The organism is Streptomyces sp. NPDC102283, assembly GCF_044766265.1.
Lineage (GTDB): Bacteria > Actinomycetota > Actinomycetes > Streptomycetales > Streptomycetaceae > Streptomyces.
On record NZ_JBIWLQ010000020.1, the window covers coordinates 101,718 to 125,942 of the forward strand.

Below are 24,225 nucleotides of genomic sequence, written 5' to 3' on the forward strand. Positions count from 1 at the left end.
CCGATGGTGCCCGCCGCGCCCCGGCGCTACATTCCTGCGGACGGCGGGGCCCCCGGCGGCGGGGGGCGCCCCGGCGGGGGGGGGCGGGGGGGCGCGCCCCGCGCCCCCCCCCCCCCCCCCCCCCCCCCCCCCCCCCCCCCCCCGGCACTTCCTCCGTCAGGGGGCGGCGGCGACCGCCCCGCAGGAGACCCGGATCCGCAGGGTGGGCAGGATGTCCAGGTGGCGGCGGGCCCCCGAGCCCCGGGCCGTCTCGTCCGCCCCGGCCCCCGCCCTGGGGTCCGTCGCACCGGACTCCGGTACGCCCAGGCGGTCCAGCAGGAGCCGGGCCGCGGCAGCCCCCACGGCGTGCTTGTCCGGGGCCACGGCGGTGAGCGGCAGGTCGGCGAGTCCGGCGACCTCGTCGTCGTACGCGATCACCGCGAGGTCCTCGGGCACCCGCACACCCCGGGCCTGGAGCCGAGGGATGAGGACGATGGCGTCCGCGTCGCTGTGCACGATCGCGGCGGTCACGTTGCCGCTCGCCACGGCCTCGCACAGGTACTCCAGGGTCCGCTCGAATCGCTTCGCCTCCGACCGCGACGAGGCGTCGTCCAGCGGCGCGGCCGACACCGGGGTCAGCCCCAGCGACTCCACGGCGGCCCGGTATCCGACCCGGAGCCGGGGAGCGGTCGGGCTGTCCTGCACGGCGAGCGCGATCGCCCGGTGCCCGAGCCGGGCCAGGTGGGCCACCGCCTCGGCGGCGCCGTGCGCGTGGTCCGAGCGCACCCGGTCCAGGCCCGCCGCCGGATGCCCGAGGGGCGCCGAGCGCTCCACCAGGACGACCGGGACCTCCTGCTCCACCGCCCACAGCCCCTCGCCGCGCTCCGGGCAGCCGCGCTCCCAGCTCGGCGTCAGCAGGAGCCCGTCGGCACCGGTGGACAGCAGCCGGCGGGCCTGGGCGGCGTCCTCGTCGGGGAGGTAGCGGGAGAGGCCGATCGTCAGCCGGGCGCCCGCGGCCTCGACGGTCCGCCGGGCGCCGCGCACGACGTCCGCGTAGTAGTACTCGGTGGTCGGCACCACCATGCCCACCACCAGCCCTTCGGCGGGGGGCGCGGCGGCGGGAGCGGGTCGCGACTGCCCGGTGGGCCACACCACCGCGCCGTGCAGCCGCTCCACCAGGCCCTGGGCGGCCAGTGCCTCGACGTCCCGGCGCAGGGTGACGGCGGACATGCCGAGCTCCTCGGCGAGTTGGGCGACGCGCAGGCTGCCGCGCTCGCGGACGAGCTCGAGCACCCGCTCGTGGCGCTGGTCGACGTGCAGTCGCATGGATACCCCTGGACTCGGAGACGGCTGGGCTCTGGCCTGACGGTGTTCCGGCGGCCGATGGGCCGTCGCCCGGGCGACGTGAACCGCTCGGACTCCTTTTCCCACGCGGCCGCCTCCCGGGACGCGTCCGGCACGCCTCAACCATATCGATCACATCCGCTCGAAACGATCTGTTCGGAGTTTTGCCCCAGTGCGACGGGCGCACGCCGGTTCTCGCCAGGACGGCCCATCCACACCCCGAGAAACGATCGATACGATCAATTCGGCCAAAATCATTGAGCGAGTCGTCTGGCGGCTGCTAGAAAGTGCCCGCCCGCTCAGAACAGTCGGATCCCGGGAACAGTTCAGCGCCCCCGCGTGCCTGGTTCCCGGCGGAGACACGTCACCGACCCGGAGCTCCCTCATGACTTCTGCCTGGTCCCGCCGTACGTTCCTGGCCACCTCCGCGGCGCTCACCGCCGCGAGCGGCGGAGCACTGACGCTCGCCACGCCCGCCACCGCCACCGCCGCCATGCCAGCCACCGCCCCCGAGGACCATCCGTACGCCGCGCTCCGCACCACCTGGAGCGCGCTGATCCTCGGCGAGGGGTTCAGCCCGACCGCCGAACCCTTCAAGAGCCGACTGGCCGATCTCGGCGCGAATGCCTCGCGGCTGCTGGAGACCATGGCGCCGGCGGAGGGTTCGCTCTGGCCCGACGCGGTGTTCGCGGATCCGGACCCGGACACGGACGCCGAGTCGTACGTCCTCTCGGGACGGATGGCCGACAGCTTCATCCGGCTGAACACCCTGGCCCAGGCCTACCGCCAGCAGGGCACCGGCCTGACCGGGAACACCGGGCTGCGCGACGCGGTACTCACCGGCCTGGAGCACCTCAACACCCAGGTCTACAACAACGGCCAGGCACGGTACGGGAACTGGTACAGCTGGCAGATCGGCGCGCCGCAGGCCCTGCTGGACGTGTGCGTGCTGATGTACGACGCCATCACCCCGGAACGGCTCGCGCGCTACTGCGCCGCCGTCGACCATTTCGTACCGGACTCGGCGGTCGCCTCGTACACCGGGACCAGCACCGGGGCCAACCGGGTCGACCTGTGCCGGGTCCTGGCCCTGCGCGGGGTCGTGGGAGGGAACGCGGCGAAGATCGCCCTGGCGCGGGACGCCCTCTCCCCCGTCTTCCCCCTGGTGACCAGGGGCGACGGCCTGTACGCCGACGGCTCGTTCATCCAGCACACCACCGTGCCGTACACCGGCAGCTACGGATCGGTGATGCTCGGCGGACTGGGCCTGCTGTTCGCGCTGCTGAAGGGGACCGGTTGGGAGGTCACCGACCCCAAGCGGCAGGTGGTGTTCGACGCGGTGGAGAACGCCTGGGCCCCGTTCCTCTTCAACGGCCTCGTCATGGACGCCGTCGCGGGGCGTGCCATCAGCCGCGGCGCGGTCGACGACCACCGGCGCGGACACCCGATCCTCGCCTCCCTTGTGCTGCTGGGCCGGGGCGCTTCGGCCGCCGAGAACAACCGGTGGCGGGGGCTCGTCAAGGGCTGGGCGCAGCGCGACCACTACAGCCCACCGCTGAGCAACCCCTCGCTCGGGCTCACCGCGCTGGCCCGGATCAAGGACGTCCTGGACGACACCTCGCTCACCCCGGTCCCCGAGCCGGAGGGCCACCGGCTCTTCCCCGACATGGCGCGGGCCACGCACCGCCGTCCGGGTTGGGCGGCGTCGCTGAGCATGGCAGACCGGCGGATCACCTACTACGAGACCGGCAACGGCGAGAATCTGCGCGGCTGGCACACCGGGTCGGGAATGCTCTGTTGGTGGGGCGACACCTTCGCCAACGGTCAGTACAGCGACGCTTTCTGGCCAACCGTCGACCCGTACCGGCTACCCGGCACCACGGCCTCGCGCAAGGTGCTGGCCGACGGGGCGGGCGGCGACTGGGGCACGTCGCTCCCCGATGTGAACTGGGTCGGCGGGGTCACCGACAAGAAGTGGGCCGCCGTGGGCCAGTACCTCAAGGGACTCTCCAGCACGCTGATGGCGAAGAAGTCGTGGTTCTTCCTCGACGACACGCTCGTGTGCCTGGGCGCGGGCATCCACGGCCGCGACGGCGCGGTGGTGGAGACGACCGTCGACAACCGCAATCTCGGGCCGACCGGCAACGCCCCGTTCACCGTCGACGGCTCGGTCAAACCGCTCACGCTCCCGTGGTCGGCGACACTGACCGGCACGTCCTGGGCGCATCTCGCCGGGCACGGCGGTTATGTGTTCCCGGGCGGGGCCACCGTGAAGACCCTGCGGGAGGACCGGACGGGCCGCTGGCGTGACATCAACACGGCGGGCTCCTCGGACCCGGTCTCCCGGAAGTACCTCACCCTCTGGTTCGATCACGGCAAGGACCCGTCGGGCGCCACGTACGCGTATCAGCTCCTGCCCGGCGCGTCCGAACAGCGCACGGCGGCACGGGCTGCGGACAGCGGCTGGCTGCGGGTGCTCGCCAACACGGACGATCAGCAGGGGGTGGCGGTGGACCGGCTCGGGCTGACCGCCGTCAACTTCTGGTTCGGCGGGAGCGTCGGGCCGCTGGTGGCGGACGCCCCGTGCTCGGTGATGGTCACCGAGCACGCCGACGGGACGGCGACGGTGTGCGTGAGCGACCCCATGCGGATGCGGACGAGCCTGACCCTCACGTGGAACCGGGCCGTCGCCTCGGTCGTGTCGAAGCCGGCGACGGTGACATCGGCGACTGCGGGGCCGTCGCTGCGCCTCGTCTTCGGCGACCTCTCCGGAACGCGCGGGGCGACCCAGACGGTCAGGGTACGCCTGCGCTGAACCGCTTCGGCGGTGGTTTGGTGCGTGGGTTCAGGCAGACGGGTTCAGCCGGCCGGGACGTTCAGGTGTTCCTCGATCCAGCGGACGCCGAACGCCACGGCCGGGGCGGCGTCGAACACATGGCTCCTGGCCGCCCCGACGAAGCCCTCCCGCCCGATGCCCGCGGCGAGCATGCTCCCGACGATCGCCGAGAAGGGGTCCTGCCCCTCGGGAACGGCCGAGGAGTAGTCGAACGCACCGTGCTCGGAGTCGATGTCCCGAAAAGTGCGCCAGACCCGCTCGCCCTGCACCTCGATGGGCTGTTCGTACGTCACGAACCGTTTGCCGGGGGCTTGGGCCAGCGCCTCGGCGTGATGCAGCAGCGTCATCGTGTCCCGGGGCGCGCCGAGAAGCAGCACCCGGCCGCCGAGAGCCACCAGGCGCGCCAGCGGGCTGCCGGGACCGTGCGGGTCGTCCCAGGGGTGGGCGTCCATCAGGGCGGCGGCCGAGTCTCCGAGCGCCGCCAGACTCACGTCGGGGTGGCGGCTGCGTACGGCCCCGGGCCTGCGACGCAGGGCCTCGGGAAGGCGGCCGTTGGCGTGCTCGGCCTCGCTCGTCCGGGGGTCGAACGCGGGGTGGTGGGCGCGCACGGCCTCCTGCCAGGCGCGGGGCCAGTCGGTGAAGGCGTAGGGCGGAGCGTCGTTCCAGCCACAGGTGACCAGCAGCGTGCCGGTCGGTCCCACCACGTCCAGCAGGGCGTCGATGACGGTCTGCGGGCCGCCGGGGACGTAGCCGATCGCGGACAGCCGCGTATGGAACATCACCGTGTCGCCCGGGGCGAGGCTGAGCGCGGCCAGGTCGTCGCGGATCCGGTTCCGGGTCACCGGCCCGTCGGAGCGTCGCAGCAATTCCGTCTCGTCCATGCCTCACCACTGCGGAGTCTGTCGTTCGGATCAGGCCGGGCGGACGTCGACCGGTCATACTGTCGGCCGGCACACGGACTGGGGAACACCATCATGACGGACGACGACCGGATCACGCCTCCACTGCTGGGGAGCGAGCGCGAGACGCTGCGGGCCTTTCTCGACTACCAGCGGGAGACCCTCGCCATGAAGTGCGCGGGGCTGGGCGACGAGGAGTTGCGCGAGCGGTCGATGCCGCCGTCCACCTTGTCCCTGCTGGCTCTGGTGCGCCATCTGGCCGAGGTGGAACGAGCCTGGTTCCGGAGGGTGTTCGAGGACGAGGCGGCACCGATGGTGTGGTCGGAGAAGGCCTTCGACTTCCAGGCGGCGTACGACGCGAGCGCCTCGACCCGGGCCGAGGCGTTCGCCGCCTGGGAGGCGGAGGTGGAGAGCTCGCGCCGGATCGAACGGGACGCGGCCTCACTGGACCTGGTGGGACGTCAGCCGCGCTGGGAGAAGGAGGTCTCGCTGCGGATGGTCATGGTGCACGTCCTGTTGGAGTACGGCCGCCACAACGGTCACGCGGACCTGCTGCGCGAAGGGGTGGACGGCTCGGTGGGCGCCTGAGACCGCGGCGGGCGGCGGCCCCGTGCCCGCTTGGCCGCCGCGGTCGAAGGGCAGCCCGTACGCCCGTCGACCGCGGCCGACACGCTCGTAGACTCGGCGCCATGCCCCAGCAGCCGGCCCCTCCCGCCCTCGCCCCCACGTTCGCGCCCGGCGGCTTTCTGCGCGCCTCGATCAACCTCGGCAATCCGATCCTGGCCCACCGGGATCCGGCGAGCGGCGAGCCGGCCGGAGTCTCCGTCGACCTCGCGCGGGAGTTCGGGCGGCGGCTCGGGGTGCCCGTCGAGCTGATGGCCTTCGAGAGGGCCGCGCTGTCGGTCGACGCCGTGCGGGCCGACCGGGCGGACATCGGATTCTTCGCGGTCGATCCCGCCCGGGGCGACGGGCTACGGTTCACCGCCCCGTACGTCCTCGTCGAGGGCGCCTATCTGGTGCCGGAGGCGTCCGCGATCTCCGAGAACGGCCAGGTGGACCGCGAGGGCGCCCGGATCTCGGTCGGGGCCGGATCCGCGTACGACCTCTTCCTCACCCGCGAGATCCGCCGGGCCGAGATCGTCCGGCTGGAGGGCGCCCCTCGCGCGCTCGCGGCCCTGCGGGCGGGCGACGTCGAGGTGGCCGCCGGGATCCGGCAGTTGATGGAGGCCGAGGCCGCGCGGGCCGAGGACGTACGGGTACTGCCGGGGCGGTTCATGGTGATCCGGCAGGCCGTGGGGGTGCCGTCCGGACGAGGGGCGGCGGCGCAGGAGCTGCTGGCGTCGTTCGTGGAGGAGATGAAGGCGGCCGGTTTCGTCGCCGCCGCCCTGAAGCGTCATGGCGTCGATGGCGCGATCGTGGCACCCGCGGGCTGAACCTCCTTGGGCGACCGTCGGCCGAGGGCGCGCCCGCCGGGCGGGGAGACGACGTCGGGTTGGTGGCCGGGGGCGGGCGGCGGGCGGCGGGCGGCGGGCGGCGGGCGGCGGGCGAGCCTGCCGGGTGAAGGACGTGTTCTCCGCCTCAGCGGCGGCGGGTCAGCACGCGGGTGGCGCTGCCGTCGTCCTCCTCGACGTCCCTCACGTGCTCGAAGCCGATTCTGCGCAGCAGCGTCAACGAGGCCTCGTTCGCGGCGGCGACCGTGGCATGGACCTCGGTCAGTCCAAGGGTGCCGAAGCCGTGGGCGACGACGGCCTGTGCCAGCTCGGTTCCCAGTCCGACACCCCATGCCGTGGGAGCCAGGGCATAGATGATCTCGTGGCCGTCGACGGCCTCGGTCCGCTTGATCTCGGCGTGCCCGACGAGGAGCCCGTCGCGGCGGACGGCCCAGACGGCGAACAGGTCCTGGGCGTAGACCTTGGTGAAGACCCGCCCGAACAGGGCCCGGTCCTCCGCCTCGGAGGAGGGGCCGTCGCCCATCCAGCGGGACACCTCGGTGTCCTGGAACAGGGCGACGAAGTCCTCTTCGTCCTCGGGGACGTACGGCTCCAGCAGGAGCCTCTCGGTGCGCAGGGTCGGGGTCACGGCGTGTGACGCTACCCGGGCGACGACCGCCCGGGCCATCGACATTCGCCGCACACGGGCGAGGGCTCTGCCGCCTCGACGGAGGAATCAGCCACTCTAACGAGGTAATGCCAGACAGCTGCACGGGCCAGTACCTTAGGGATGGCAACGAGAAGACCAGCGACTGAGCTTCAGATATGCCCATGTCCGAGCGCCCGACGCGTTCTGCCCAGTGGCGGAATCGTGAAGACGGGCCGACATGGTCGCGTCTGTTCCCACCCCGAGAACATGCCCACCTCCTGCGGGAGCGCGTGGCTGGATGACGGTCGGCGTCACGGCGGACGCACCCAGCGATCGGTCACCGGAAACTCTTCCACCACTCCTCCGCCACACGGCCAGCTTCAGATCCGCCCGTATCCCTCAGCCGCGCAACGCGGCACGGAACTCGGCAATGCCACCGACACCCCATCTTCCCAACGGAGTTGATTCATGAGCGGATGCGGCTGCGGGCAGTCTCCGATCGCCATCGGCGGCTGTCAGCCCCCCAAGCCTGCCTGCCCTCCCATCACGTGCCCCGACCCCAAGCCGTGCGAGCACTGCGAGACGACCCCCCTGCGCGACTCCGCGCCGTACCGGGTCGCGGCGACCGCGATCAGCACCGACCCGACGCCGTACTACACCATCGCCAACACCCATGCCGCGCTGGACCCTGCCGTCGCCCGGACGATCCTGAACAGCGGCACGGGAAAGTTCCCGGCCGACGACGGGACGCACAACGGCCAGCACACCTGGCTCGCCGGCGTCGTGCACATCGACCCCGCGTCACTGCGCGGCAACCCCACCGACGTCACGATCAGCGCCTCGGTCCATGTCCACAACGACGGCAGGAACACGGCCTGCCGGCTCTACGGCCGCTTTGCCCTGTGGAACGGCCCGACCCCCATCCGCACCGACCTCCTGGGCCCACCCGATCTACCGGCGGGTGGAGACGACAACGGCGTCATCCCAGCGACGACCGTGCCCCTCGCGGACGTCCTCGCGGGAAGGATCGTCGTCGAGCTCAACCTGGAGACAGGTAACGACGACGCCTGCCGAGTCGGGCCCAAGCAATGGACCGTCGACAGCTTCGTCCTCACCGTCCAGGCATCCGGTACGGGCTGCGGCAGGCCCTTCCTCCGTACGACCTGCCGCAACTGCGACGGCACGGTCACCTGCACGACCGACACCCTCGACGGCTCGACCCCCTACGCCCCGGTGCCGCCGGTCATCCCGGTCGCCTCCTGCCAGGACGGCTGCGCCACCGCCCGCCCGCCGTGCGTCTCCACCGACCGGGACAACGCCATCACCCGGGGCAGCGACGGGTGCCTGTACGCGCCCGACACGCCTTCCCTGGACCCGTCCCCGTGCAATGCCGCACGGAACACCACCGGTGGGCTGCTCGTGCCTCGGGTCGACCTGACGGGTCTCGCGCCGGGCGGCAACATCAGCATCGGACGCTCGGTGGACATCGATGTCACCGGAACGCCCGGCTGCCCCGAGAGGTGGGAGATCGGCGCCCGCCTGACGCCGGTGAGCGCGTTCCTCAACGCCGAGCGGCAGCACGCCGACCTCCTGGCCCGGGCCGGTACCGACGTACCGATCCCCGAGTCCGACATCGTGCTCCCGGAAGCCGGCGTCTACCACATCGACAGCGACGTACGGTACGCGCTCGGTTCCGCCACCGGCGGCAGCGGCTACATCATCGGGTGGCTCAGGGACGAGACCACCGACACCCTCCTGACGAGCTTCACCCAGATCGCGGCGATCAACGCGACGAGACAGGAACAGCAGGGCGGAACCACGCACATCATGACCGAGTACACGGTCGCCTCCGGCCCCCGGACGGTCCGCCTGCACCTGATGTTCGTCCCCACCGGCGGGAAGATCTCCGACGCCGAGGCGGGCGGCACCGACAGCAACGGCGCAACCCGGATGCGCTTCCTCAAAGTCAGGGATTAGGACTCGCCGCGTTCTGAACGTGTCCGCTTCGACAGGCCTGTCAGGAGGGGCGGGAGTCGGCAGCCGGGTCCTCGCGCAGCAGCCGCAGAGCCTTCTCCCGCAGCCGCTGCCGGTGCTCGGGGTCGGTGGTCCGGTCGGCGGCACGGCCCAGTTCCTCGGCACGTTCACGGGTGCGGCGGGCTCGCTCCACCGGGGTTTCGTGCCAACTCATGGGACGTCCTCCGTCTTCGGTCCTCCGTCGGCAGACAACGTTGCGTGCCCGACCGGAGCCCCAGCGTCACCGGAGCCGGTCCGGTCCGCATCTCGTGCGGCTACGTTCGGTGACGGCGGGAAGCGGCGGGTTCCCTGAGGGGGCGACCGCCCGTCACTCAGCGGAGTGATCCGGATGCCCCTCGGTCCGCCGGGCCGCCTTCATCTCGGCCTCGTGGAGGTGATCGCGGCCGTCGGCGAGTTTCTGCCTGATCTGACGTTCGACCGTCCGGAACACGTCGTAGTAGGTGGCGTTGTACTCCTCGACGATCTGGAACGTCCAATGCCCGGGGATCACGTTGCGACCGAGGACCTCCCGTTCGACCCGCTCGGCGTGCAACCCGTGCCCCGCGGCGCGGAGCAGTCGCACGGCGTCGTCCAGTGCTAGGTCGGCACTCCCGGTGAGCTGATGGAAGTCGTAGAGGGCACCGCGTGCACGCTCGGCGGTCTCCAGTGCTTTCGAAAGGGCCCCGAGCGCCTCGACCGTCGTGTCGGTCACGCCTTCGGGTCGCTGGTGCCGCGGATCGGGCGGCCGGGATTCGAGGTTCATGGGACTCCTTGTCCGTGGGCGGCCGTTCGTCGCCCACCTTGCTACCGGGGCTTTCCCACTGTGCTACTCGGGGCTTCGTCGCACCCGCCGAGCACGTAAGGGAGAGGCGATCACTAGCCGCGATGCTCCCTAAACTGCTCTACCATCGCGACATGAGGTCCATGGAGAGCTGTTTAGCGTAAGATGCATACCTATGGGGAATGACGAGCGGGAGCTCTACTCGGTCGGCGAGGTGGCCGATCTGCTGGGGCTGCATGTGCGGACCGTCCGGAACTACGTCCGCGACGGTCGGCTCAAGGCTGTCCGGATCGGCAAGCAGTACCGGATCAACAAGGAGGACCTGGCCGCCCTGACCGGCCGGCCGGCCGGCGACCCGGCCCCGCGACCGACCTCCGCGCCGGGGCACGCGGAGGTGTCCAGCATCGTGCAGATCGACGCGCTCGATCCGGACGCCGCGCACCGGCTGAGCACGTTCGTCACGGCGGGCTCGCAGTCCGGGCGGGACGCGTCGGACCCCCTGCGCATTCAGACGGTCTACGACAAGGAGCGAACCCGGATGAAGATCGTCATTCTCGGCGGCGCCGCGGCCACCGCCGATCTGCTGCACATGATCGACGGCCTGCTGGGCCCGGACAGTGGCTTGTTCACCTCCGCCGCCTCGTTCACGCAGGAGGCGGACCGTGCCTGACGTCGTCGAGCACCACGGCGTTCCGGTCCTGGTGTGCGAAGCCGACGGGGTCACCATCGCCGACGTCCAGGATGCCCTCGACCATCTGATCGGTGCCGCGTTCGCGTGTGCGGAGGTGGTCGCGGTGCCGTCCACACGGCTGGACGACCGCTTCTTCGACCTGAGCACCGGCCTCGCCGGAGCCATCCTGCAGAAGTTCGCCAACTACCGGCTCCGCCTGGTGGTCGTCGGGGACATCGGCCACCATCTGTCGGCCAGTTCGGCCCTTCCCGATCTCGTCCGCGAAGCCAATCGGGGCCGGGACATCTGGTTCGTCCGGGATCTGGACACTCTCGCCGACCGGCTGGCTCCGAACACGGCCGACCGGTCGTCCGGCTGAGGTCGCCGCCTCCGAGGAGACGACGACCGAAAGGAGCGACGACCGGCGGTCCGGGGCGGCGGGCGGAAGAAGACACCCCGCCCACCGCCCCGGACCCCGTACGACGGACGGGTCAGCCCTCGTCGTCGCCCCCCGCGTCCTCGTCGCCCTCCGCGTCCTCGAAGGCGTCGCCGATCTCGTCGACCACTTCGGCGGCGACCATGCCACCGACGACGCCGACGGCCACGCCCGCCGCGACCCCGGCCACCATCGCGCCCGTGCCGGGACCCGACCGGTGCTGGTCGCCGTGGTGCTCGACGCCCGAGTGCGGCGTCGCACGGGCCTCGTGACCGGCGATGACCTCCTTCAGCCAGGCGTCGACCTGGGCGTTCCAGTCGGTGTGCGGGACGGCGTGGTGCGAGGCGGTGAAGCGGTGGACCGTGTCGTGGCCGTCGGAGAACAGTCCGGCGCGCTTGTCCGCCTCGATCACGATCTCCAGACCGCCCGGCGCGGCGATGAAGGTCACCTCGATCTCGTTGACGGCGTGCGCGTGGCCGGCGGGCGGGAGGATCTCGATCTCCTGGTAGCACGGAAGCTGCTGACCGGTGCCCCGGATGTGTCCGAGCTCCAGGTCGGCCGCCCTGAACGCGTAACCGAGCTGCCCGAAGGACTCCAGGATCGCCTCCTGCACGGGCAGCGGTCCCACCGCGAGTGCGTCGAGGTCGCCCTTGTCCCGCGCTCCCGCGACCTCCAGCTCCGTCCGGATCCCGAGCACGGGTCCGAGGTGCTGGCCGTGGAGCTCGGTGATCGGCGTCTCCCACGGCAGGGTGACGGTGAACGGCACCGTGTGCTCGGCCTCCTCAGTCAGCCGGAACCCACCTCCGACGGTGAACCGTTCGAGGACGACCGTGCCCTCGTGCTCCTCGTCCTGGCCCTCCATCTCGACCCGGGCGACAAGGAGAAGCGAGATCCGGTCGACCGTCACGTCCGATCCGCCACCCCGCAGGCGGACCTCTCCCGCGAGGAGGCCCCCGGGCACGGCGGGGCCGGGTTCCAGAACGGTGTCGACCGAGGGTCCGCCGACCCCGAGGGCTCCGAGCAATTTCTTGAACACCATGTGCGGCGTCCGCTCCTTCTGTGGATGGGTGATCTGTACGGACAGGCGATCTCTACGGATGGGTGATCGAGGTTGCGTGAGCCACCTCGCCGGGCAGAACCTCCCGGGAAGCAAAGGGTTTCCCAAGCGCGCGACCACTACGCACAGTTCCGGCCATCAAGATCACGCATTGCCCGACCACCCCGGGTGGCTCACCGTGTGACACCCGCCACTCCCCATTGCTTTGCGTTCCCTTTACTATCTATGGGGCGGGTTCACACCCGCCTTCCACCGTCGATCCCGACGCCCCGAACAGAGAAGGAGCTGCGCACCGCAATGGGTGAGCCTCCCAGTACGAACCGTGTCATCCCTGACCCCACGCACCGGGGGACGGAGGTGACACGGTGAGCGAAGTGGCCCTTCTCCTTCTCGCCCTCGCGCTGACACTGGCCTGTGCGGTGTTCGTCGCGGCCGAGTTCTCGCTCACGACGATCGAGCGCAGCGAGCTCGAACGCGCCGTGAAGGCCGGGGAGCGTGGTGCCGAGAGCGCCCTGAAGGCAGCCAAGCGGCTCACCTTCCAGCTCTCCGGCGCCCAGCTCGGCATCACCGTGACCTCCCTGGTCATCGGCATGCTGGCCGAGCCGTCCCTCGCGGTGCTGCTGCGCGGCCCGCTGGAGGGCGCCGGGCTTCCGTCCGGTGCCGTGTCCACGGTCGCCACCCTCCTCGGTGTAGCCGTCTCCACCGTGGTCCTCATGGTCATCGGCGAGCTGGTCCCGAAGAACTGGGCGATCTCCAGTCCGCTCACGGTGGCCAAGGTCGTCTCGACCCCGCAGCGGGCCTTCACGGCCTGTTTCGCACCGCTGATCCGGCACCTCAACAACACCGCGAACCGTTTCGTGCGCCGTCTTGGCCTAGAGCCGGCCGAGGAGCTGGCCTCCGCCCGTACGCCGCAGGAGCTGATCGCGCTCGCCCAGCACTCCGCCCGTGAGGGCGCCATCGAGCAGGACTCCGCCGAGTTGTTCGTCCGCACCCTGCACCTGGCGGAGCTGTCCGCCGAGAACGTGATGACGCCGCGCGTCGACGTCCGGGCGCTGGAGGCGCACGCCACCGCCGCCGACGCCGCCAACCTCACGCTGGCCACCGGCCTGTCCCGCTTCCCGGTCTACCGGGACAGCCTGGACGAGGTCATCGGCACGGTCCACATCCGCGATGTGCTCGCCCTGGACGAGTCCGAGCGGGCCCGGACCGCCGTCACCGCCCTGGCGACCGAGCCGCTCCTCGTACCCGACTCGCTGCCCGTGGACCGGCTGCTCGCGCAGTTGCGCAAGCGCCGGACGATGGCGGTGGTGATCGACGAGTACGGCGGTACTGCGGGGGTCGCCACCGTCGAGGACATCGTCGAGGAGGTCGTCGGCGAGGTCCGCGACGAGCACGACCCTCATGAGCGCCCCGACCTCGCACCGGCCGAGCCGCTCGGCGACGGGCGCCCGGTCTGGGAGGCCGAGGGCAGTCTCCGGCTCGACCAGCTCGACCGGATCGGCTTCGGCGCGCCGGAAGGCCCCTACGAGACGCTCGCCGGCCTGCTCGCCAACCAGCTGGCCCGCATCCCGGTCCGAACGGACCGGGTGGAGGTCGACGGCTGGCAGTTCGACGTGCTCGACATCGAGCACCACCGGGCCGACCGGGTCCGGATCAGCGCGCCCGCACCGGCGCCGGCCCTCGTGGAGGAGGACGCCCGATGACCGCCATCCAGCTCGCCATCGGCGCGCTCACCCTCCTCACCAACGCGTTCTTCGTGGGCGCGGAGTTCGCCCTCATCTCGGTCCGCCGCAGTCAGATCGAACCGCAGGCCATGCGGGGCAGCCGACGTGCGAAGAGCGCCCTGTGGGGCCTCGAACACCTGTCGGCCGCCATGGCCACCGCGCAGCTCGGCATCACCATCTCCTCCCTGGTGCTGGGCGCCGTGGCGGAGCCGGCCATCGCCCATCTGCTGGAGCCGCCGTTCGACGCGGTCGGCGTGCCGGAGGCGCTGGTCCACCCGATCGCCTTCGTGATCGCGCTGACGCTGGCGACGTATCTGCACATGCTCATCGGCGAGATGATCCCGAAGAACATCGCGCTGGCCGCCCCCGTCGCCACCGCACTCGCGCTGGGGCCGCCGCTGGTCGGTCTGACGCGGGCGCTGCGGCCGGTCATCTTCGGCATCAACGCCTTCGCCAACATGCTGCTGCGGTTGCTCAAGGTCGACCCCAAGGACGAGGTCGCCTCGGTGTTCACCGACGACGAGCTCGTACGGCTGGTCAAGGACTCCAGCGACGCCGGGCTGCTGGCCCCGGCCGACGGGGAGCGTCTGCGGGACGCGCTGGAGCTCGGAACCCGGCCGGTCGGCGAGGTGATGGTCCCGCTGAACCGGACCGTCACCGTCGACCTGGGCATCACCCCGCAGGGTCTGGAGCGGGCCGCCGTCGCGTCGGGCTTCTCCCGGCTGCCGGTCACCGGGCCCGACGACGGGCTGCTGGGCTATTTCCACATCAAGGACGCCCTCGGCGTCGCGGAGCGCACCAAGGCGCTGCCCACGAGCGCCCTCCACCCCGTCATCCGGGTCGAGATCGACACCCCGCTCGACGACACCCTCACCGCGATGCGTGCCGCCGGTACGCATCTCGCGGCGGTCGCCGGGGACAAGGGCACGGTCATCGGCTTCGTGACCATGGAGGACGTACTGGACGAGCTGGTGGGGGCCGCGGCGGTCTGACCGGCCCGGCGGTGAACACCGCCGCGCGAAGCGGAAGAAGAGGCGGCCCGTCGGACGACGGGCCGCCCCCCGCTCTTCCCGGCGGAGGGCTCTACCGGTCCGGCCCGAGAGCGTAAGCTCGGCGAATGGCCAAGTACTTCGACGTGCACCCCGCAAATCCCCAGCCCCGCACCATCAGCACGGTGGTCGACAGCATCCGGTCCGGTGCGCTCGTCGCGTACCCGACCGACTCGTGCTACGCGCTGGGCTGCCAGTTGGGCAACCGTGACGCCCTCGGGCGGATCCGGTCGATCCGGAACCTCGACGACAAGCACCACTTCACGCTGGTGTGCCACGACTTCGCGCAGCTGTCGCAGTTCGTCCGCGTGGACAACGACGTGTTCCGGGCGATCAAGGCGGCGACGCCCGGCAGTTACACCTTCATCCTCCCGGCGACGAAGGAGGTTCCCCGCCAGTTGCTGCACCCGAAGAAGAAGACGGTCGGCGTGCGCATCCCCGACCACGTCGTGACCCAGGCGCTGGTCGCCGAGCTCGGCGAGCCGCTGCTCTCCAGCACCCTGCTGCTGCCGGACGAGGAGGAGCCGCTGACGCAGGGCTGGGAGATCAAGGAGCGGCTGGAGCACGAGGTGGACGCCGTCATCGACTCGGGCGACTGCGGCACCGAGCTGACCACGGTCATCGACTTCTCCGGCGACGAGCCCGAGATCGTACGCCGCGGAGCCGGGGACACGTCCCGCTTCGAGTAGCCCGTACGGCGGCGGATCCGCCGCGCCGGTCGCCGGCTCCTCCCCCGTCGCCCGTGACGGGGGAGACTGGTGGGCATGACAGGTGAGCGACTGCGGTTCGACGGCTGGATCGCCGGTGTGGGGACCACCTCGGGCACCCGGCTGGTGGTCGGCCACTGGCCGCGTTCGCCGTTCGGGGCGTTCAGCGACGTCATGGTGGAGCATCGCGACGGCGAGCGGGTCCTGCTGGCCCCGTCCCGGCGGATCGCGGACTTCGTGGCCGCCACCTACCGCTTCGACCGGATCGAGGTGGTGCCCGTGACCGTCGCCGTCGCCGGCGACACCTGGCTCGTCGAGGCGGGGCCGCTGCGCCTGCGGCTGCGGACAGGCCGCCGCTCCGCACTCGGCCTGCTGTTGTCCGCCGTACCGGCCACGCTCGCCCGCAGCCCGCTCTGGGCCGCGCTGTGCGACGTGCCGGCCCGGCTGCTGATGCCCGGCGTACGCACCCTGGGCCGCGCGGGTCCGGGACGGCGTGAGTGGTACGGGGCGCGGGGGCTGCGGCCGGTCGTGGCCGCCGACGCCGTGCTGGGCGGGGCGAGCCTGGGGCGGCTGACGAGGCTCGATCCGCCCGTGGCCTTCGGGTTCGGGTCCGCCCCGCGCAGCCCCTCCCTGGTGCGTGTCACCACAACGGTGGAACTCGGATCCGCCGAGCGCTGAAGCCCTCCTCGGCCCCGGGGGAGGGCGCGGAAGCCTTTTCCGGAGCGGCTTCGGTTCGCCGTCGGAGGGTGCGGGCAGGGGATGCGAGGGCTCGGAGCGCGTCGCAGGGTGGACCCATGGCAAATCCCCCGATCGTCATCCACCGGCCGACCTCTTCGGGCGGTCGCCGGGTGACCGTGCACTACGAGGGCCGGGACGAGATACTCGGGCTGGCCCACAGCGACCACGACGTGATCGTGTTCCTGAACGAGGCCGGCCTCGAAGAAGCGGACCGGATCCTCGACAACCCGGTCTGGGTGGAGTGGCGGGGCGGGCGGGCCCACCACTACGAGGCGGCCTGAGAGGCCGCGCCGCACCCGCCGCCCGCGCCCCCGGTCCTTCCCCTCGGTGGCCCCGGGCCCATGGGTCGACGATCACCCGCGCAGCCCGTCGAGGATGGCCGAAACCGTCTCCTCGGGCGTCTGACCGGATGTGTCCAGCCACAGGCCGATACGGGGCGTCCCGCTCCGCAGATACGCGTCGAACGCTTCGACCGTCCACTCCCCGTATCCCGTCTTCGCCCGCGTTTCCTCCCTCTCGCGCACGGTCGCGGGCGTGGGGGCGAGCACGACGACGTGGAGCGGACGGGTGCGGACCCTGGCGACGTAGCGGGGCAGGTCCTCGCCGAGGACGATGTCCTGGACGACGGCCGTCCATCCGTCGTCGGCGTAGGCGTCGGCCACCTGTGCCGAGAGCCGCTGGCGCAGGTCGAGCTGGCTCCGTGCCTCCTCCGCCTCGTCGGGTGTCATCTCCGCGCGGCCGGAGACGATCATGCGACGGAAGACGTCTCCGCGCACATGGACCGCGCGCGGCAGGTGCTCCGCCAGGAGCTGGGCGACGGTGGACTTCCCCGCGGCCATCACCCCGGTGATCAGTACGACGCAGGGGCCGAGGTCAGTGCCCATCCGGATCTTCTCCTCCTTCGATCGTGCGGTCGGTGTCACGCCGTACCCGCCGGGGCGGACTCCGGGCTCCCGAACATTTCGCGGACCTGTTCGGCGTCGGTCTCCCGCAGTTCGTCGTCGAGCAGGACCCAACGGCTGATGCCCACGGATTCCAGGAACGGCAGGTCGTGGCTGGCGATGACGAGCGCGCCCTCGTAGGACTCCAGGGCGCTCGTCAGCTGGCGCACGCTGGCCAGATCGAGATTGTTGGTCGGCTCGTCCAGCAGAAGCAGTTGCGGGGCGGGGGCGGCGAGCATCGTCGCCGCGAGTGCCGCCCGGAAACGTTCACCGCCGGACAGGGTGCCAGCCGGCTGCTTCGCGCGGGCCCCCTTGAAGAGGAACCGGGCGAGCTGGGAGCGGATCTGGTTGTCGGTGGTGCCCGGGGCGGTACGGGCGACGTTGTCGGCGACGCTCAGCGCGTCGTCGAGGACGTCCAGCCGCTGCGGAAGGAACTTCAGCGGCACCGCCACCGTGGCCTCCCCGGTGCTCGGTGCGAGCTCCCCGGTGAGTGCCCGCAGCAGAGTCGTCTTGCCGGCCCCGTTGCGGCCGACCAGGGCGATGCGTTCGGGTCCCTTCACCTGGAGGCTGCCCTCGCGCAGCCGTCCGTAGGGCAGGCTCAGGTCGCGTACGGTCAGAACGGTGCGGCCCGCGGGTACCGCGGTGTGGGGCAGGCTCACCTTGATCTCGGCGTCCCGGCGAATGGCTTCGGCGGCTTCCTCCCTGCGCTCGCGGGCCTCGTCGAGCCGGTCCTCGTGGAGGCCGCGCAGCCGGTCCCCGGACTCCTGGGCCGATCGCTTGCGTTCCCCGGCGACGATGCGCGGGGCCTTCCGCTGACCGTCGAGCTTCTTGTCGTGGCGCTGGCGGCGGGCGACCTTGATCCGCGTCTCCTCCAGTTCTCGCTGCTGGCGGCGTACGTCGGCGTCGGCGGCGCGCAGCATCCGCCCGGCGGCCTCCTGCTGAGTGGCGAGGGCCTCCTGGTAGGCGGACCAGCCGCCCCCGTACCAGCTGACCGAGCCCGATCGCAGTTCGGCGATACGGTCGACCCGCTCCAGCAGGTCCCGGTCGTGGCTGACCACGATCAGGATGCCGGTGCGCCAGGAGTCGACGGCGTCGTAGAGCCTGCGGCGGGCGAACAGGTCCAGGTTGTTGGTCGGCTCGTCGAGGAGGAGGACATCCGGGCGTTCCAGGAGCAGCGCGGCCAAGCGCAGCAGGACGGTCTCGCCTCCGGACAACTGCCCGACGGTGCGGTCCAGGTCGACGCCGCCGAGCCCCAGGCTGCCGAGGGTGGCCAGGGCGCGTTCCTCGACGTCCCAGTCGTCGCCGACCGCCTCGAAGTGCTCCTCCCGTACGTCTCCGGACTCGATGGCGCGCAGGGCGGCCCGCCGCGCGGCGATGCCGAGGGCCACGTCGACGCGCAGCGTGGTGTCCAGGGTGATGTTCTGCGGCAGGTAGGCCAGGTTTCCGCCGACCGTGACAGACCCCTCCGAGGGGTGCAGGAGTCCGGCGAACAGGCGCAACAGGGTCGACTTGCCGGCGCCGTTGGCCCCGGCCAGCCCGGTGCGTCCCCGGGGGACGGTGAGGGACAGCCCATCGAAGAGCTTCGTGCCGTCGGGCCACCGGAAGGTGAGGTTGGAGGCTGCCACGGAGGCGCTGGGCGCGGTGGGATGGCTCATGTGGTTCTCGCAGTCGGAAGCGGGAGGAACGGGGGGCTTCGTATGCGAACAGCACGCGGCGACCCGGCCGGGGGCCGGAAAGTGGTGGGAAGAGCAGCCCTGCGAAGGTGAGGGACGGCTCAGCACCGAGGTCGCGTCCACGCGGAAGTCACGGGCGGCAGAAATGCCGACCACGTCGTGACCATGTACGGGCCAGGGCCGTACCGCGTGATGATCGCGGACCTCAGATGCGCAACGTCCACCTCTATCGGAGACAACAGGACCCTCTCAGCGTAGCCGACGATCTTGCCGGGCGTCGAGGGGTTTTCTGCTCAAGGGGCGTTCTGCGGGGCCGGTGCGGGGGTGGTGACGGACGCGGAGGTGTCCTGGTTCTCCGCAGAGCCGGCGAGGCCCCGCCGGCCGGGCAGCCGGACGCCGGGCGGCACGACGGGGGTGCGCCGGAGCGCGAGGGTGCCGAGGACGGCGGCGAGTCCGGCCAGGGCGAATCCGTAGGGCGGGGTGGCGCCCATCGGGTGGGTCTCGTACACCAGCGCCGCCGAGAGCACGATCAGGACGGCGGAGAGGCGGCCGTACTGTTCCGTCGCGGCGACGACGGCCATGCCCCACAGCAGGTACCAGGGCTGGACCATGGGTGAGAGGGCGACCAGGACGAGCAGCGAGAGGCCCAGGGCGTGGGCCGGTGTCGTGCTGCCCCGCATCGCACGCCGGGCCAGCACGACGATCACGCCGAGAGCGGCCGCCAGCCCCAGCGTCTGGACGGCGGACTTGACCGGCTCCGCGTCGACGCCCAGGAGCAGCTGGGCCAACTCCCCCAGCCCGAGGCCGAGGTCGCTGGTGACGGAGAGCGCGGTGTGGATGTTCGCGGCGACGCCCTGGGTGTGGAGCCAGCCGAATCCGGTGCCGCTGATCAGTGTGGCCCCTCCGGCGACCGCGCAGGCGATCAGACCGGGCGCGAGCAGCCCCTTGGCCCAGCGGCGCCACCGGGGGCCGGTCGCGGACGCGTGCACGAGAACCCCGATGAACAGGAGTGCCACGGCGGCCGGTGACTTCACCATCATGGCGAGGCCGACGAGGGCGCTGCCCGCGAGCCACCTGCCGCGCAGGGCGAGCACCAGGCCGGCGAGCATGAGGCCGATCATCAGCCCGTCGTTGTGCACGCCGCCGACCACGTGCATCAGCAGCAGCGGGTTGAGGGCTCCCAGCCACAGGGCGCGGCTCTCACTGCGGCCGTGTTCGCGCGCCAGGCGGCGCAGGGACCAGACGATCAGGGCGAGGGAGAGGAGCGCGACGATCCGCATGGCCAGGACGGCGGGGACGATCGTTCCGCCGGTGAGCCAGGCGACGGCGGCGGAGAGCATCAGGAAGAGGGGCCCGTACGGGGCCGGGGTGTCGCGCCAGTGGTTGCCGACACTCGCGGCGGCGTCGCCGCCGATTCCGGCGGGGTCCAGGGCGGAGGGGCCGACGGTGTAGACGTCGTGCCCTTCGAGGACCATCGAGCCCTGGGCGATATAGCTGTAGACGTCGGCGCTGTAGAGCGGGGGCGCGAGCAGGAACGGGGCCGTCCACCACGCGAGGGTCACGAGGGTCTCGCGGACGGTGGAGGCGGTCTTTCCGTACTGCCACCAGGCCACCAGGAGGACGGTCAGCCCGACGTAGGCGAGGACGGCCGCTGCCGCCTTCGTGGCGGACCCGTGGTCGGTCCACAGACCCCAGGGGTCGTGGACCGGCAGCTTTCCGGCGAACCAGCCGCCGCCGACGATCGCCAGAGATCCTGCCGCACCCAGCCGACGGTGCCCGACCGCGCTCAAAGCCCACATGACCGGCCAACCTATCGGACGGTCGTGGTCCGGCCCGCAGCCCCTCCCCCCGGGGCTTGCCCGGCATCCCGGGGGCGGCACCCCGCCGCATCGGCCCCGGCCGGTCGTGGGGACGTTCGGCCCGACGGGGCTCAACGCCGCGCCCGCGTAAATCCGTTGGCGTCCGCGAGTGGGCATGCCAGGCTTCACCCGTAACCAAGGGGCGTAGCTCAGCGGCCAGAGCGGCGGTCTCCAAAACCGTATGTCGCAGGTTCGATTCCTGCCGCCCCTGCCATCACCACCTGGCCTTCACCGCACGTCGCCGCGCCAGTCCCACTGGTGGCTGTCCGGCGACCGCGGCCCGTACTCGGCACGTCCTCCGGGCCCGTAGGCGCCGATCTCGGTGACCAGCCCGACGCCGTCGCGCAGCTCCGCCTCGCCCCAGCCGGTGACGTCGAGCAGCAGCCCGTCGAGCGGGCCGCCGACCAGCTCCCGATAGTCGTGCCCCGGCCTCGGCCCGGGGCGGGGGTCGTCGTGGTCGGTGCCGTACACCCGTCGCTGCCTCATCAGCTCGTCCATGCGGGCAGCATCCCACCGGGCACTGACAACGGCTCGGTACGAGGGTCCATCCGGCCAGGCTGAGCCGCCCGACCCCGCCGATCCGGACCTGCGGGGTCGCGACCACCGGTCATGAGGGTGTGTGCCCGCCCACCGGCCGTGAAACGCTCCATCGATGACCCTCCCACCGCGCCTGATCCCGTTGCTGGAGCAGTTCGGCTTCGGCCGTGAGCGGCTCCTCCCCCGCCTGGCCGGCCCCGTCACGGACAGCGGCAACGGCGTCGACATCGTCGTCACCCCGCTCGGCGACGACGAGCACCTCTGGGAACCCGTGCCCGACTGCTGGTCCGTACGCCGTCGCGGCGACGGTCCCGGGGCGCGGGCGACCGTTCTGGCAGGAGCCGGGGACTGGGGGCGGGACTCGGCGGACTCCCCGCATCCGTTCCCTCCGCCGTTCACGACCATCGCGTGGCGTCTGAGCCATCTCGCCGAGATGCTCACCCTGCGTGCCGATCACACCTGTGGCAGCAGGGCGCTCACACGCGACGGCTACCGCACTCCGGGTGACGCCGCCGGGGCGGTGACCACTTTCGAGACCGCGTCCGCCGACTGGCGTGAGGCCCTGCTCACCGCTGACGACACGGCCCTGGACACTGTCGGGTACAGCACGTATCCGAACGGCAGCGACACCGAGGACCCCTTCGTCGACATCGTCTGGTGTGTCAATCAGGAGGTTCTGCACCACGGTGCAGAGATCGCCCCGCTCCGCGATCTGTACCGCGCCCGGCCGTCCTGACTCGCCCAGGTGGCTACGGGAACGCTGAGGTGCCCGCAGTCGCCGCTCCGGGGCGCCCGCCCTATGATTCAGGGACATAACGCACCGCGGAGCGGCACATGAACCGGCGTCGGACTCCCCGCTCAGCTAGCGCCGAAGACCTGCTCAACACCTTGCAGAACCTCACTGCCCGCGCTCGGCGCGAGGTGGAATTCCACCAGGCCAGGGTGGAACTCGCGCAGGCGCTCCAGCGCGACATGCTTCCGTCGGCCCTGCCCACGCTCCCCGGTCTCCAGGCCGCGGCACGTTACGCTCCCGCTCGTCACGGTCTGGACATCGGCGGCGACTGGTACGACGGTTTCCCGCTCGCGGACGGGGCCCTCGGCTTCGCCATCGGCGACGTACAGGGCCATGATGTCGAGGCCGCCGCTTTCATGGGACAGGTCCGCATCGCGATGCGGGCCATCGCGGGCACGGCGTCCGATCCGGGCGAGGTCCTGGGACGGACGAACGACCTCCTGGTGTCCGTGGACTCAGGCCTCTTCGCGACCTGCACGTTCATGCGTCTGGACCCGGCGACCTGGCAGTTGCACAGCGCGCGGGCCGGGCACGTGGCGTCCGTGTGGGCCGATACGGAGGGCAGGTCCGGTGTCACGGAGGACCCGGGCGGCATGCCTCTGGGCATCGAGCCCGGTGAGGTCTATCCCGTCACCCGGCGCACCCTCGACTCCGACGGGACGATCGTGCTGCTCACCGACGGGGTCGTAGAGGGGCCTTCGCTGCTGATCGAGGACGGCCTGGAGCGGGTCCGGCAGCTGGTCGCGGCGCTCGCCGGGGCGAGCGCCGCTCAGCTGGCCGACGAGGTCCTGGGCGCGACGGAGGTGACGGGGCACGAGGACGACGCGGCCGTACTGGTCCTGCGGCATGCCGCCGCCCGCCGCGGAACGCGATGACGCCTGCCCGTACCGCGCGTGTCACCTGCCGGGTCCCGCCGCGGTCGGTGTCTGATAAGTGGTGTGATCCGCACCGAAAGCGCCAGACGTCGGGCCGTGTACGTGGCGCAGATCCTGGGCGTGGCCGGTGCCTACTACCTGGTGGGGCATCTCGGGCTGATGCGCCAGGTCGTCGTGGACGGCGCGGTCGTCACCCCCCTGTGGCCGCCCACCGGCATCGCACTGGCCGCAGTGCTCTGCCTGGGCGCGCGCGTCTGGCCGGGTATCGCGCTGGGCACGCTGGTCACGGTCTCCGAGATCGGCGACGCGTTCACCGTGAGCCGCCTGGCCATCATGTTCGGCAACACGGTCGCCCCGCTCGCCTCGTACGCCCTGTTGCGGAGGGTCGGTTTCCGCACGGAGCTGGTGCGGCTGCGGGACGGGGTCTGTCTGGTCTTCCTCGGCGCGTTCGCGGGGATGCTGATCAGCGCCAGCATCGGGAGTTTCACACTGCTGCTCGACGACAAGGTCCCGTCGGGACGATTCTGGCTGGTCTGGTCGTCCTGGTGGGCGGGGGACGCGATGGGAGTACTGGTGGTCACCCCTGTGCTGCTGGTCCTGCGCGGGGTGCGGTGGCCCCGCCCGTCCGACCGCTGGCTGGAGGCATCGGTCCTCGCGGCCGTCGTGGTCGTGTCGTCGCTGATCGCCACGCGCACCTCGCTGTCGATGATCTATCTGGTGTTCCCGGTGATCATCTGGGCGGCCCTGCGCTTCCAGCTGCCCGGCAGCGCTCCGTGCGCCCTTGTCGTCTCGGTGCTCGCCATCATCGCCGGTACGGATGCCGTGGGGCCGTTCGCGGGACACAGCCTGATGGAGATCATGGTCAATCTCTCCGTGCTCAACGGAAGCGTCGCGCTCACCGCGCTGCTGCTCGGGGCCGTCGTCGCGGAGCACAAGAACATCCGCCGAGAGACGGAACACGCCGTCGAGGAGCTGGAAGCCCTGGTGGAGCAGCTGGCGCCGCTGTCGGGACCGGCCGCGGCGCGGTACGAGGACAGACCACGGCGCCACGGCCCTCTCGACGGCGGCCCCCGGCCGGATCACCACTGAGAGCCGTCCCGCGATTCCCGGCGGGCGCGCCCGTACCTCGAAGAGGAGGGCGCGCCGACGGTCAGTACGGCAGGGGGCGACCGGACGGGGTACGCAGGTCCAGCGGCGGAGGCCCCGAAGGGGGCGGGGGACGACGGACGACGACT

The 24,225-nt window shown here is 71.7% G+C and carries 24 protein-coding genes and 1 tRNA gene; 15 read left to right on the plus strand and 10 right to left on the minus strand.

The annotated features are described in order from the left end of the window. Nucleotides 1-156 precede the first annotated feature (156 nt). Complete coding sequence (locus tag ACIRJT_RS31495) at nt 157-1,305, minus strand: substrate-binding domain-containing protein (protein WP_403915901.1); 1,149 nt, start codon at nt 1,303-1,305, stop codon at nt 157-159. A gap of 403 nt (nt 1,306-1,708) precedes the next feature. Between ACIRJT_RS31495 and ACIRJT_RS31500 the strand changes: the two genes are divergently transcribed. Then, nucleotides 1,709-4,138, plus strand: a complete 2,430-nt coding sequence (locus ACIRJT_RS31500) for a polysaccharide lyase 8 family protein (RefSeq protein WP_403915903.1) — start codon at nt 1,709-1,711, stop codon at nt 4,136-4,138. A gap of 44 nt (nt 4,139-4,182) precedes the next feature. Here ACIRJT_RS31500 and aac(3) read toward each other — a convergent pair whose 3' ends face one another. Continuing rightward, complete coding sequence (gene aac(3) / locus ACIRJT_RS31505) at nt 4,183-5,040, minus strand: aminoglycoside 3-N-acetyltransferase (protein WP_403915906.1); 858 nt, start codon at nt 5,038-5,040, stop codon at nt 4,183-4,185. A 93-nt stretch (nt 5,041-5,133) separates the two neighbouring features. On the opposite strand from aac(3), the gene ACIRJT_RS31510 reads away from it, so the two are divergent. Together ACIRJT_RS31510 and ACIRJT_RS31515 are read left to right on the plus strand one after the other, a co-directional pair. Further along, nucleotides 5,134-5,646 carry a DinB family protein gene (locus ACIRJT_RS31510; RefSeq protein WP_403915909.1) on the plus strand — a complete coding sequence of 171 codons (513 nt, stop codon included), beginning with the start codon at nt 5,134-5,136 and terminating at the stop codon, nt 5,644-5,646. A 101-nt stretch (nt 5,647-5,747) separates the two neighbouring features. Continuing rightward, on the plus strand, nt 5,748-6,491 hold the full coding sequence (locus tag ACIRJT_RS31515) for a transporter substrate-binding domain-containing protein (protein ID WP_403915912.1): 744 nt from the start codon (nt 5,748-5,750) through the stop codon (nt 6,489-6,491). A gap of 145 nt (nt 6,492-6,636) precedes the next feature. Here the strand turns inward: ACIRJT_RS31515 and ACIRJT_RS31520 are convergent, their stop codons facing one another. Continuing rightward, the gene (locus ACIRJT_RS31520; RefSeq protein WP_403915915.1) at nt 6,637-7,137 is read right to left on the minus strand and encodes a GNAT family N-acetyltransferase; all 501 of its coding nucleotides are present in this window, start codon (nt 7,135-7,137) and stop codon (nt 6,637-6,639) included. A gap of 468 nt (nt 7,138-7,605) precedes the next feature. Here ACIRJT_RS31520 and ACIRJT_RS31525 point away from each other — a divergent pair, with 468 nt between their 5' ends. Further along, nucleotides 7,606-9,114, plus strand: a complete 1,509-nt coding sequence (locus tag ACIRJT_RS31525; protein WP_403915918.1) for a hypothetical protein — start codon at nt 7,606-7,608, stop codon at nt 9,112-9,114. Nucleotides 9,115-9,154: 40 nt separating this feature from the next. Here the strand turns inward: ACIRJT_RS31525 and ACIRJT_RS31530 are convergent, their stop codons facing one another. Both ACIRJT_RS31530 and ACIRJT_RS31535 read right to left on the minus strand, forming a co-directional pair. Next, entirely contained in the window at nt 9,155-9,325 is a 171-nt protein-coding gene (locus ACIRJT_RS31530) for a DUF6381 family protein (RefSeq protein ID WP_403915920.1), read from the minus strand. Between the two features lie 153 nt (nt 9,326-9,478). Next, nucleotides 9,479-9,913: a hypothetical protein gene (locus tag ACIRJT_RS31535; RefSeq protein WP_403915922.1), complete on the minus strand. Its 435-nt coding sequence runs from the start codon at nt 9,911-9,913 to the stop codon at nt 9,479-9,481. Nucleotides 9,914-10,106: 193 nt separating this feature from the next. Here ACIRJT_RS31535 and ACIRJT_RS31540 point away from each other — a divergent pair, with 193 nt between their 5' ends. Both ACIRJT_RS31540 and ACIRJT_RS31545 read left to right on the plus strand, forming a co-directional pair. After that, complete coding sequence (locus ACIRJT_RS31540) at nt 10,107-10,601, plus strand: helix-turn-helix domain-containing protein (protein WP_403915925.1); 495 nt, start codon at nt 10,107-10,109, stop codon at nt 10,599-10,601. Beyond that, nucleotides 10,594-10,980, plus strand: a complete 387-nt coding sequence (locus ACIRJT_RS31545) for a DUF4180 domain-containing protein (protein ID WP_403915928.1) — start codon at nt 10,594-10,596, stop codon at nt 10,978-10,980. Before ACIRJT_RS31540 ends, ACIRJT_RS31545 begins: the two co-directional genes overlap by 8 nt. Nucleotides 10,981-11,092: 112 nt before the next feature. On the opposite strand, the gene ACIRJT_RS31550 is transcribed toward ACIRJT_RS31545, so the two are convergent. Next, complete coding sequence (locus ACIRJT_RS31550; RefSeq protein WP_403915931.1) at nt 11,093-12,076, minus strand: sporulation protein; 984 nt, start codon at nt 12,074-12,076, stop codon at nt 11,093-11,095. Between the two features lie 383 nt (nt 12,077-12,459). Here ACIRJT_RS31550 and ACIRJT_RS31555 point away from each other — a divergent pair, with 383 nt between their 5' ends. The 5 genes from ACIRJT_RS31555 (at nt 12,460) to ACIRJT_RS31575 (ending at nt 16,593) form a co-directional block, all read left to right on the plus strand. After that, nucleotides 12,460-13,797, plus strand: a complete 1,338-nt coding sequence (locus ACIRJT_RS31555; RefSeq protein ID WP_403915934.1) for a hemolysin family protein — start codon at nt 12,460-12,462, stop codon at nt 13,795-13,797. Continuing rightward, nucleotides 13,794-14,810 (plus strand): hemolysin family protein, encoded by a 1,017-nt coding sequence (locus ACIRJT_RS31560; protein ID WP_215109591.1) that lies wholly within the window; start codon nt 13,794-13,796, stop codon nt 14,808-14,810. Before ACIRJT_RS31555 ends, ACIRJT_RS31560 begins: the two co-directional genes overlap by 4 nt. 125 nt (nt 14,811-14,935) lie before the next feature. Further along, the gene (locus ACIRJT_RS31565) at nt 14,936-15,556 is read left to right on the plus strand and encodes an L-threonylcarbamoyladenylate synthase (RefSeq protein ID WP_050362996.1); all 621 of its coding nucleotides are present in this window, start codon (nt 14,936-14,938) and stop codon (nt 15,554-15,556) included. A 75-nt stretch (nt 15,557-15,631) separates the two neighbouring features. Then, the gene (locus ACIRJT_RS31570; protein WP_403915939.1) at nt 15,632-16,252 is read left to right on the plus strand and encodes a hypothetical protein; all 621 of its coding nucleotides are present in this window, start codon (nt 15,632-15,634) and stop codon (nt 16,250-16,252) included. A gap of 116 nt (nt 16,253-16,368) precedes the next feature. Then, nucleotides 16,369-16,593, plus strand: coding sequence for a hypothetical protein (locus ACIRJT_RS31575; RefSeq protein ID WP_371627612.1), 225 nt, complete (start codon nt 16,369-16,371; stop codon nt 16,591-16,593). Between the two features lie 72 nt (nt 16,594-16,665). On the opposite strand, the gene ACIRJT_RS31580 is transcribed toward ACIRJT_RS31575, so the two are convergent. From ACIRJT_RS31580 to mptB, 3 genes are all read right to left on the minus strand, one after another. Further along, nucleotides 16,666-17,196 (minus strand): AAA family ATPase, encoded by a 531-nt coding sequence (locus tag ACIRJT_RS31580; RefSeq protein ID WP_403915942.1) that lies wholly within the window; start codon nt 17,194-17,196, stop codon nt 16,666-16,668. Nucleotides 17,197-17,231: 35 nt separating this feature from the next. After that, nucleotides 17,232-18,908, minus strand: coding sequence for an ABC-F family ATP-binding cassette domain-containing protein (locus ACIRJT_RS31585; protein WP_403915944.1), 1,677 nt, complete (start codon nt 18,906-18,908; stop codon nt 17,232-17,234). A gap of 311 nt (nt 18,909-19,219) precedes the next feature. Next, nucleotides 19,220-20,725 (minus strand): polyprenol phosphomannose-dependent alpha 1,6 mannosyltransferase MptB, encoded by a 1,506-nt coding sequence (mptB, locus tag ACIRJT_RS31590; protein ID WP_403915947.1) that lies wholly within the window; start codon nt 20,723-20,725, stop codon nt 19,220-19,222. 198 nt (nt 20,726-20,923) lie between these two features. On the opposite strand from mptB, the gene ACIRJT_RS31595 reads away from it, so the two are divergent. After that, nucleotides 20,924-20,999 (plus strand) — tRNA-Trp (locus tag ACIRJT_RS31595). A 14-nt stretch (nt 21,000-21,013) separates the two neighbouring features. Here the strand turns inward: ACIRJT_RS31595 and ACIRJT_RS31600 are convergent. After that, nucleotides 21,014-21,283: a hypothetical protein gene (locus tag ACIRJT_RS31600; protein WP_007459351.1), complete on the minus strand. Its 270-nt coding sequence runs from the start codon at nt 21,281-21,283 to the stop codon at nt 21,014-21,016. A 154-nt stretch (nt 21,284-21,437) separates the two neighbouring features. Between ACIRJT_RS31600 and ACIRJT_RS31605 the strand changes: the two genes are divergently transcribed. The 3 genes from ACIRJT_RS31605 to ACIRJT_RS31615 all read left to right on the plus strand — a co-directional run bounded on the left by ACIRJT_RS31605 (nt 21,438) and on the right by ACIRJT_RS31615 (nt 24,079). Then, the gene (locus tag ACIRJT_RS31605) at nt 21,438-22,058 is read left to right on the plus strand and encodes a DinB family protein (RefSeq protein WP_403915951.1); all 621 of its coding nucleotides are present in this window, start codon (nt 21,438-21,440) and stop codon (nt 22,056-22,058) included. Between the two features lie 98 nt (nt 22,059-22,156). Beyond that, nucleotides 22,157-22,990 (plus strand): PP2C family protein-serine/threonine phosphatase, encoded by an 834-nt coding sequence (locus tag ACIRJT_RS31610; RefSeq protein WP_403915954.1) that lies wholly within the window; start codon nt 22,157-22,159, stop codon nt 22,988-22,990. A 63-nt stretch (nt 22,991-23,053) separates the two neighbouring features. Beyond that, complete coding sequence (locus ACIRJT_RS31615; RefSeq protein WP_403915957.1) at nt 23,054-24,079, plus strand: MASE1 domain-containing protein; 1,026 nt, start codon at nt 23,054-23,056, stop codon at nt 24,077-24,079. Nucleotides 24,080-24,225: the final 146 nt, after the last annotated feature.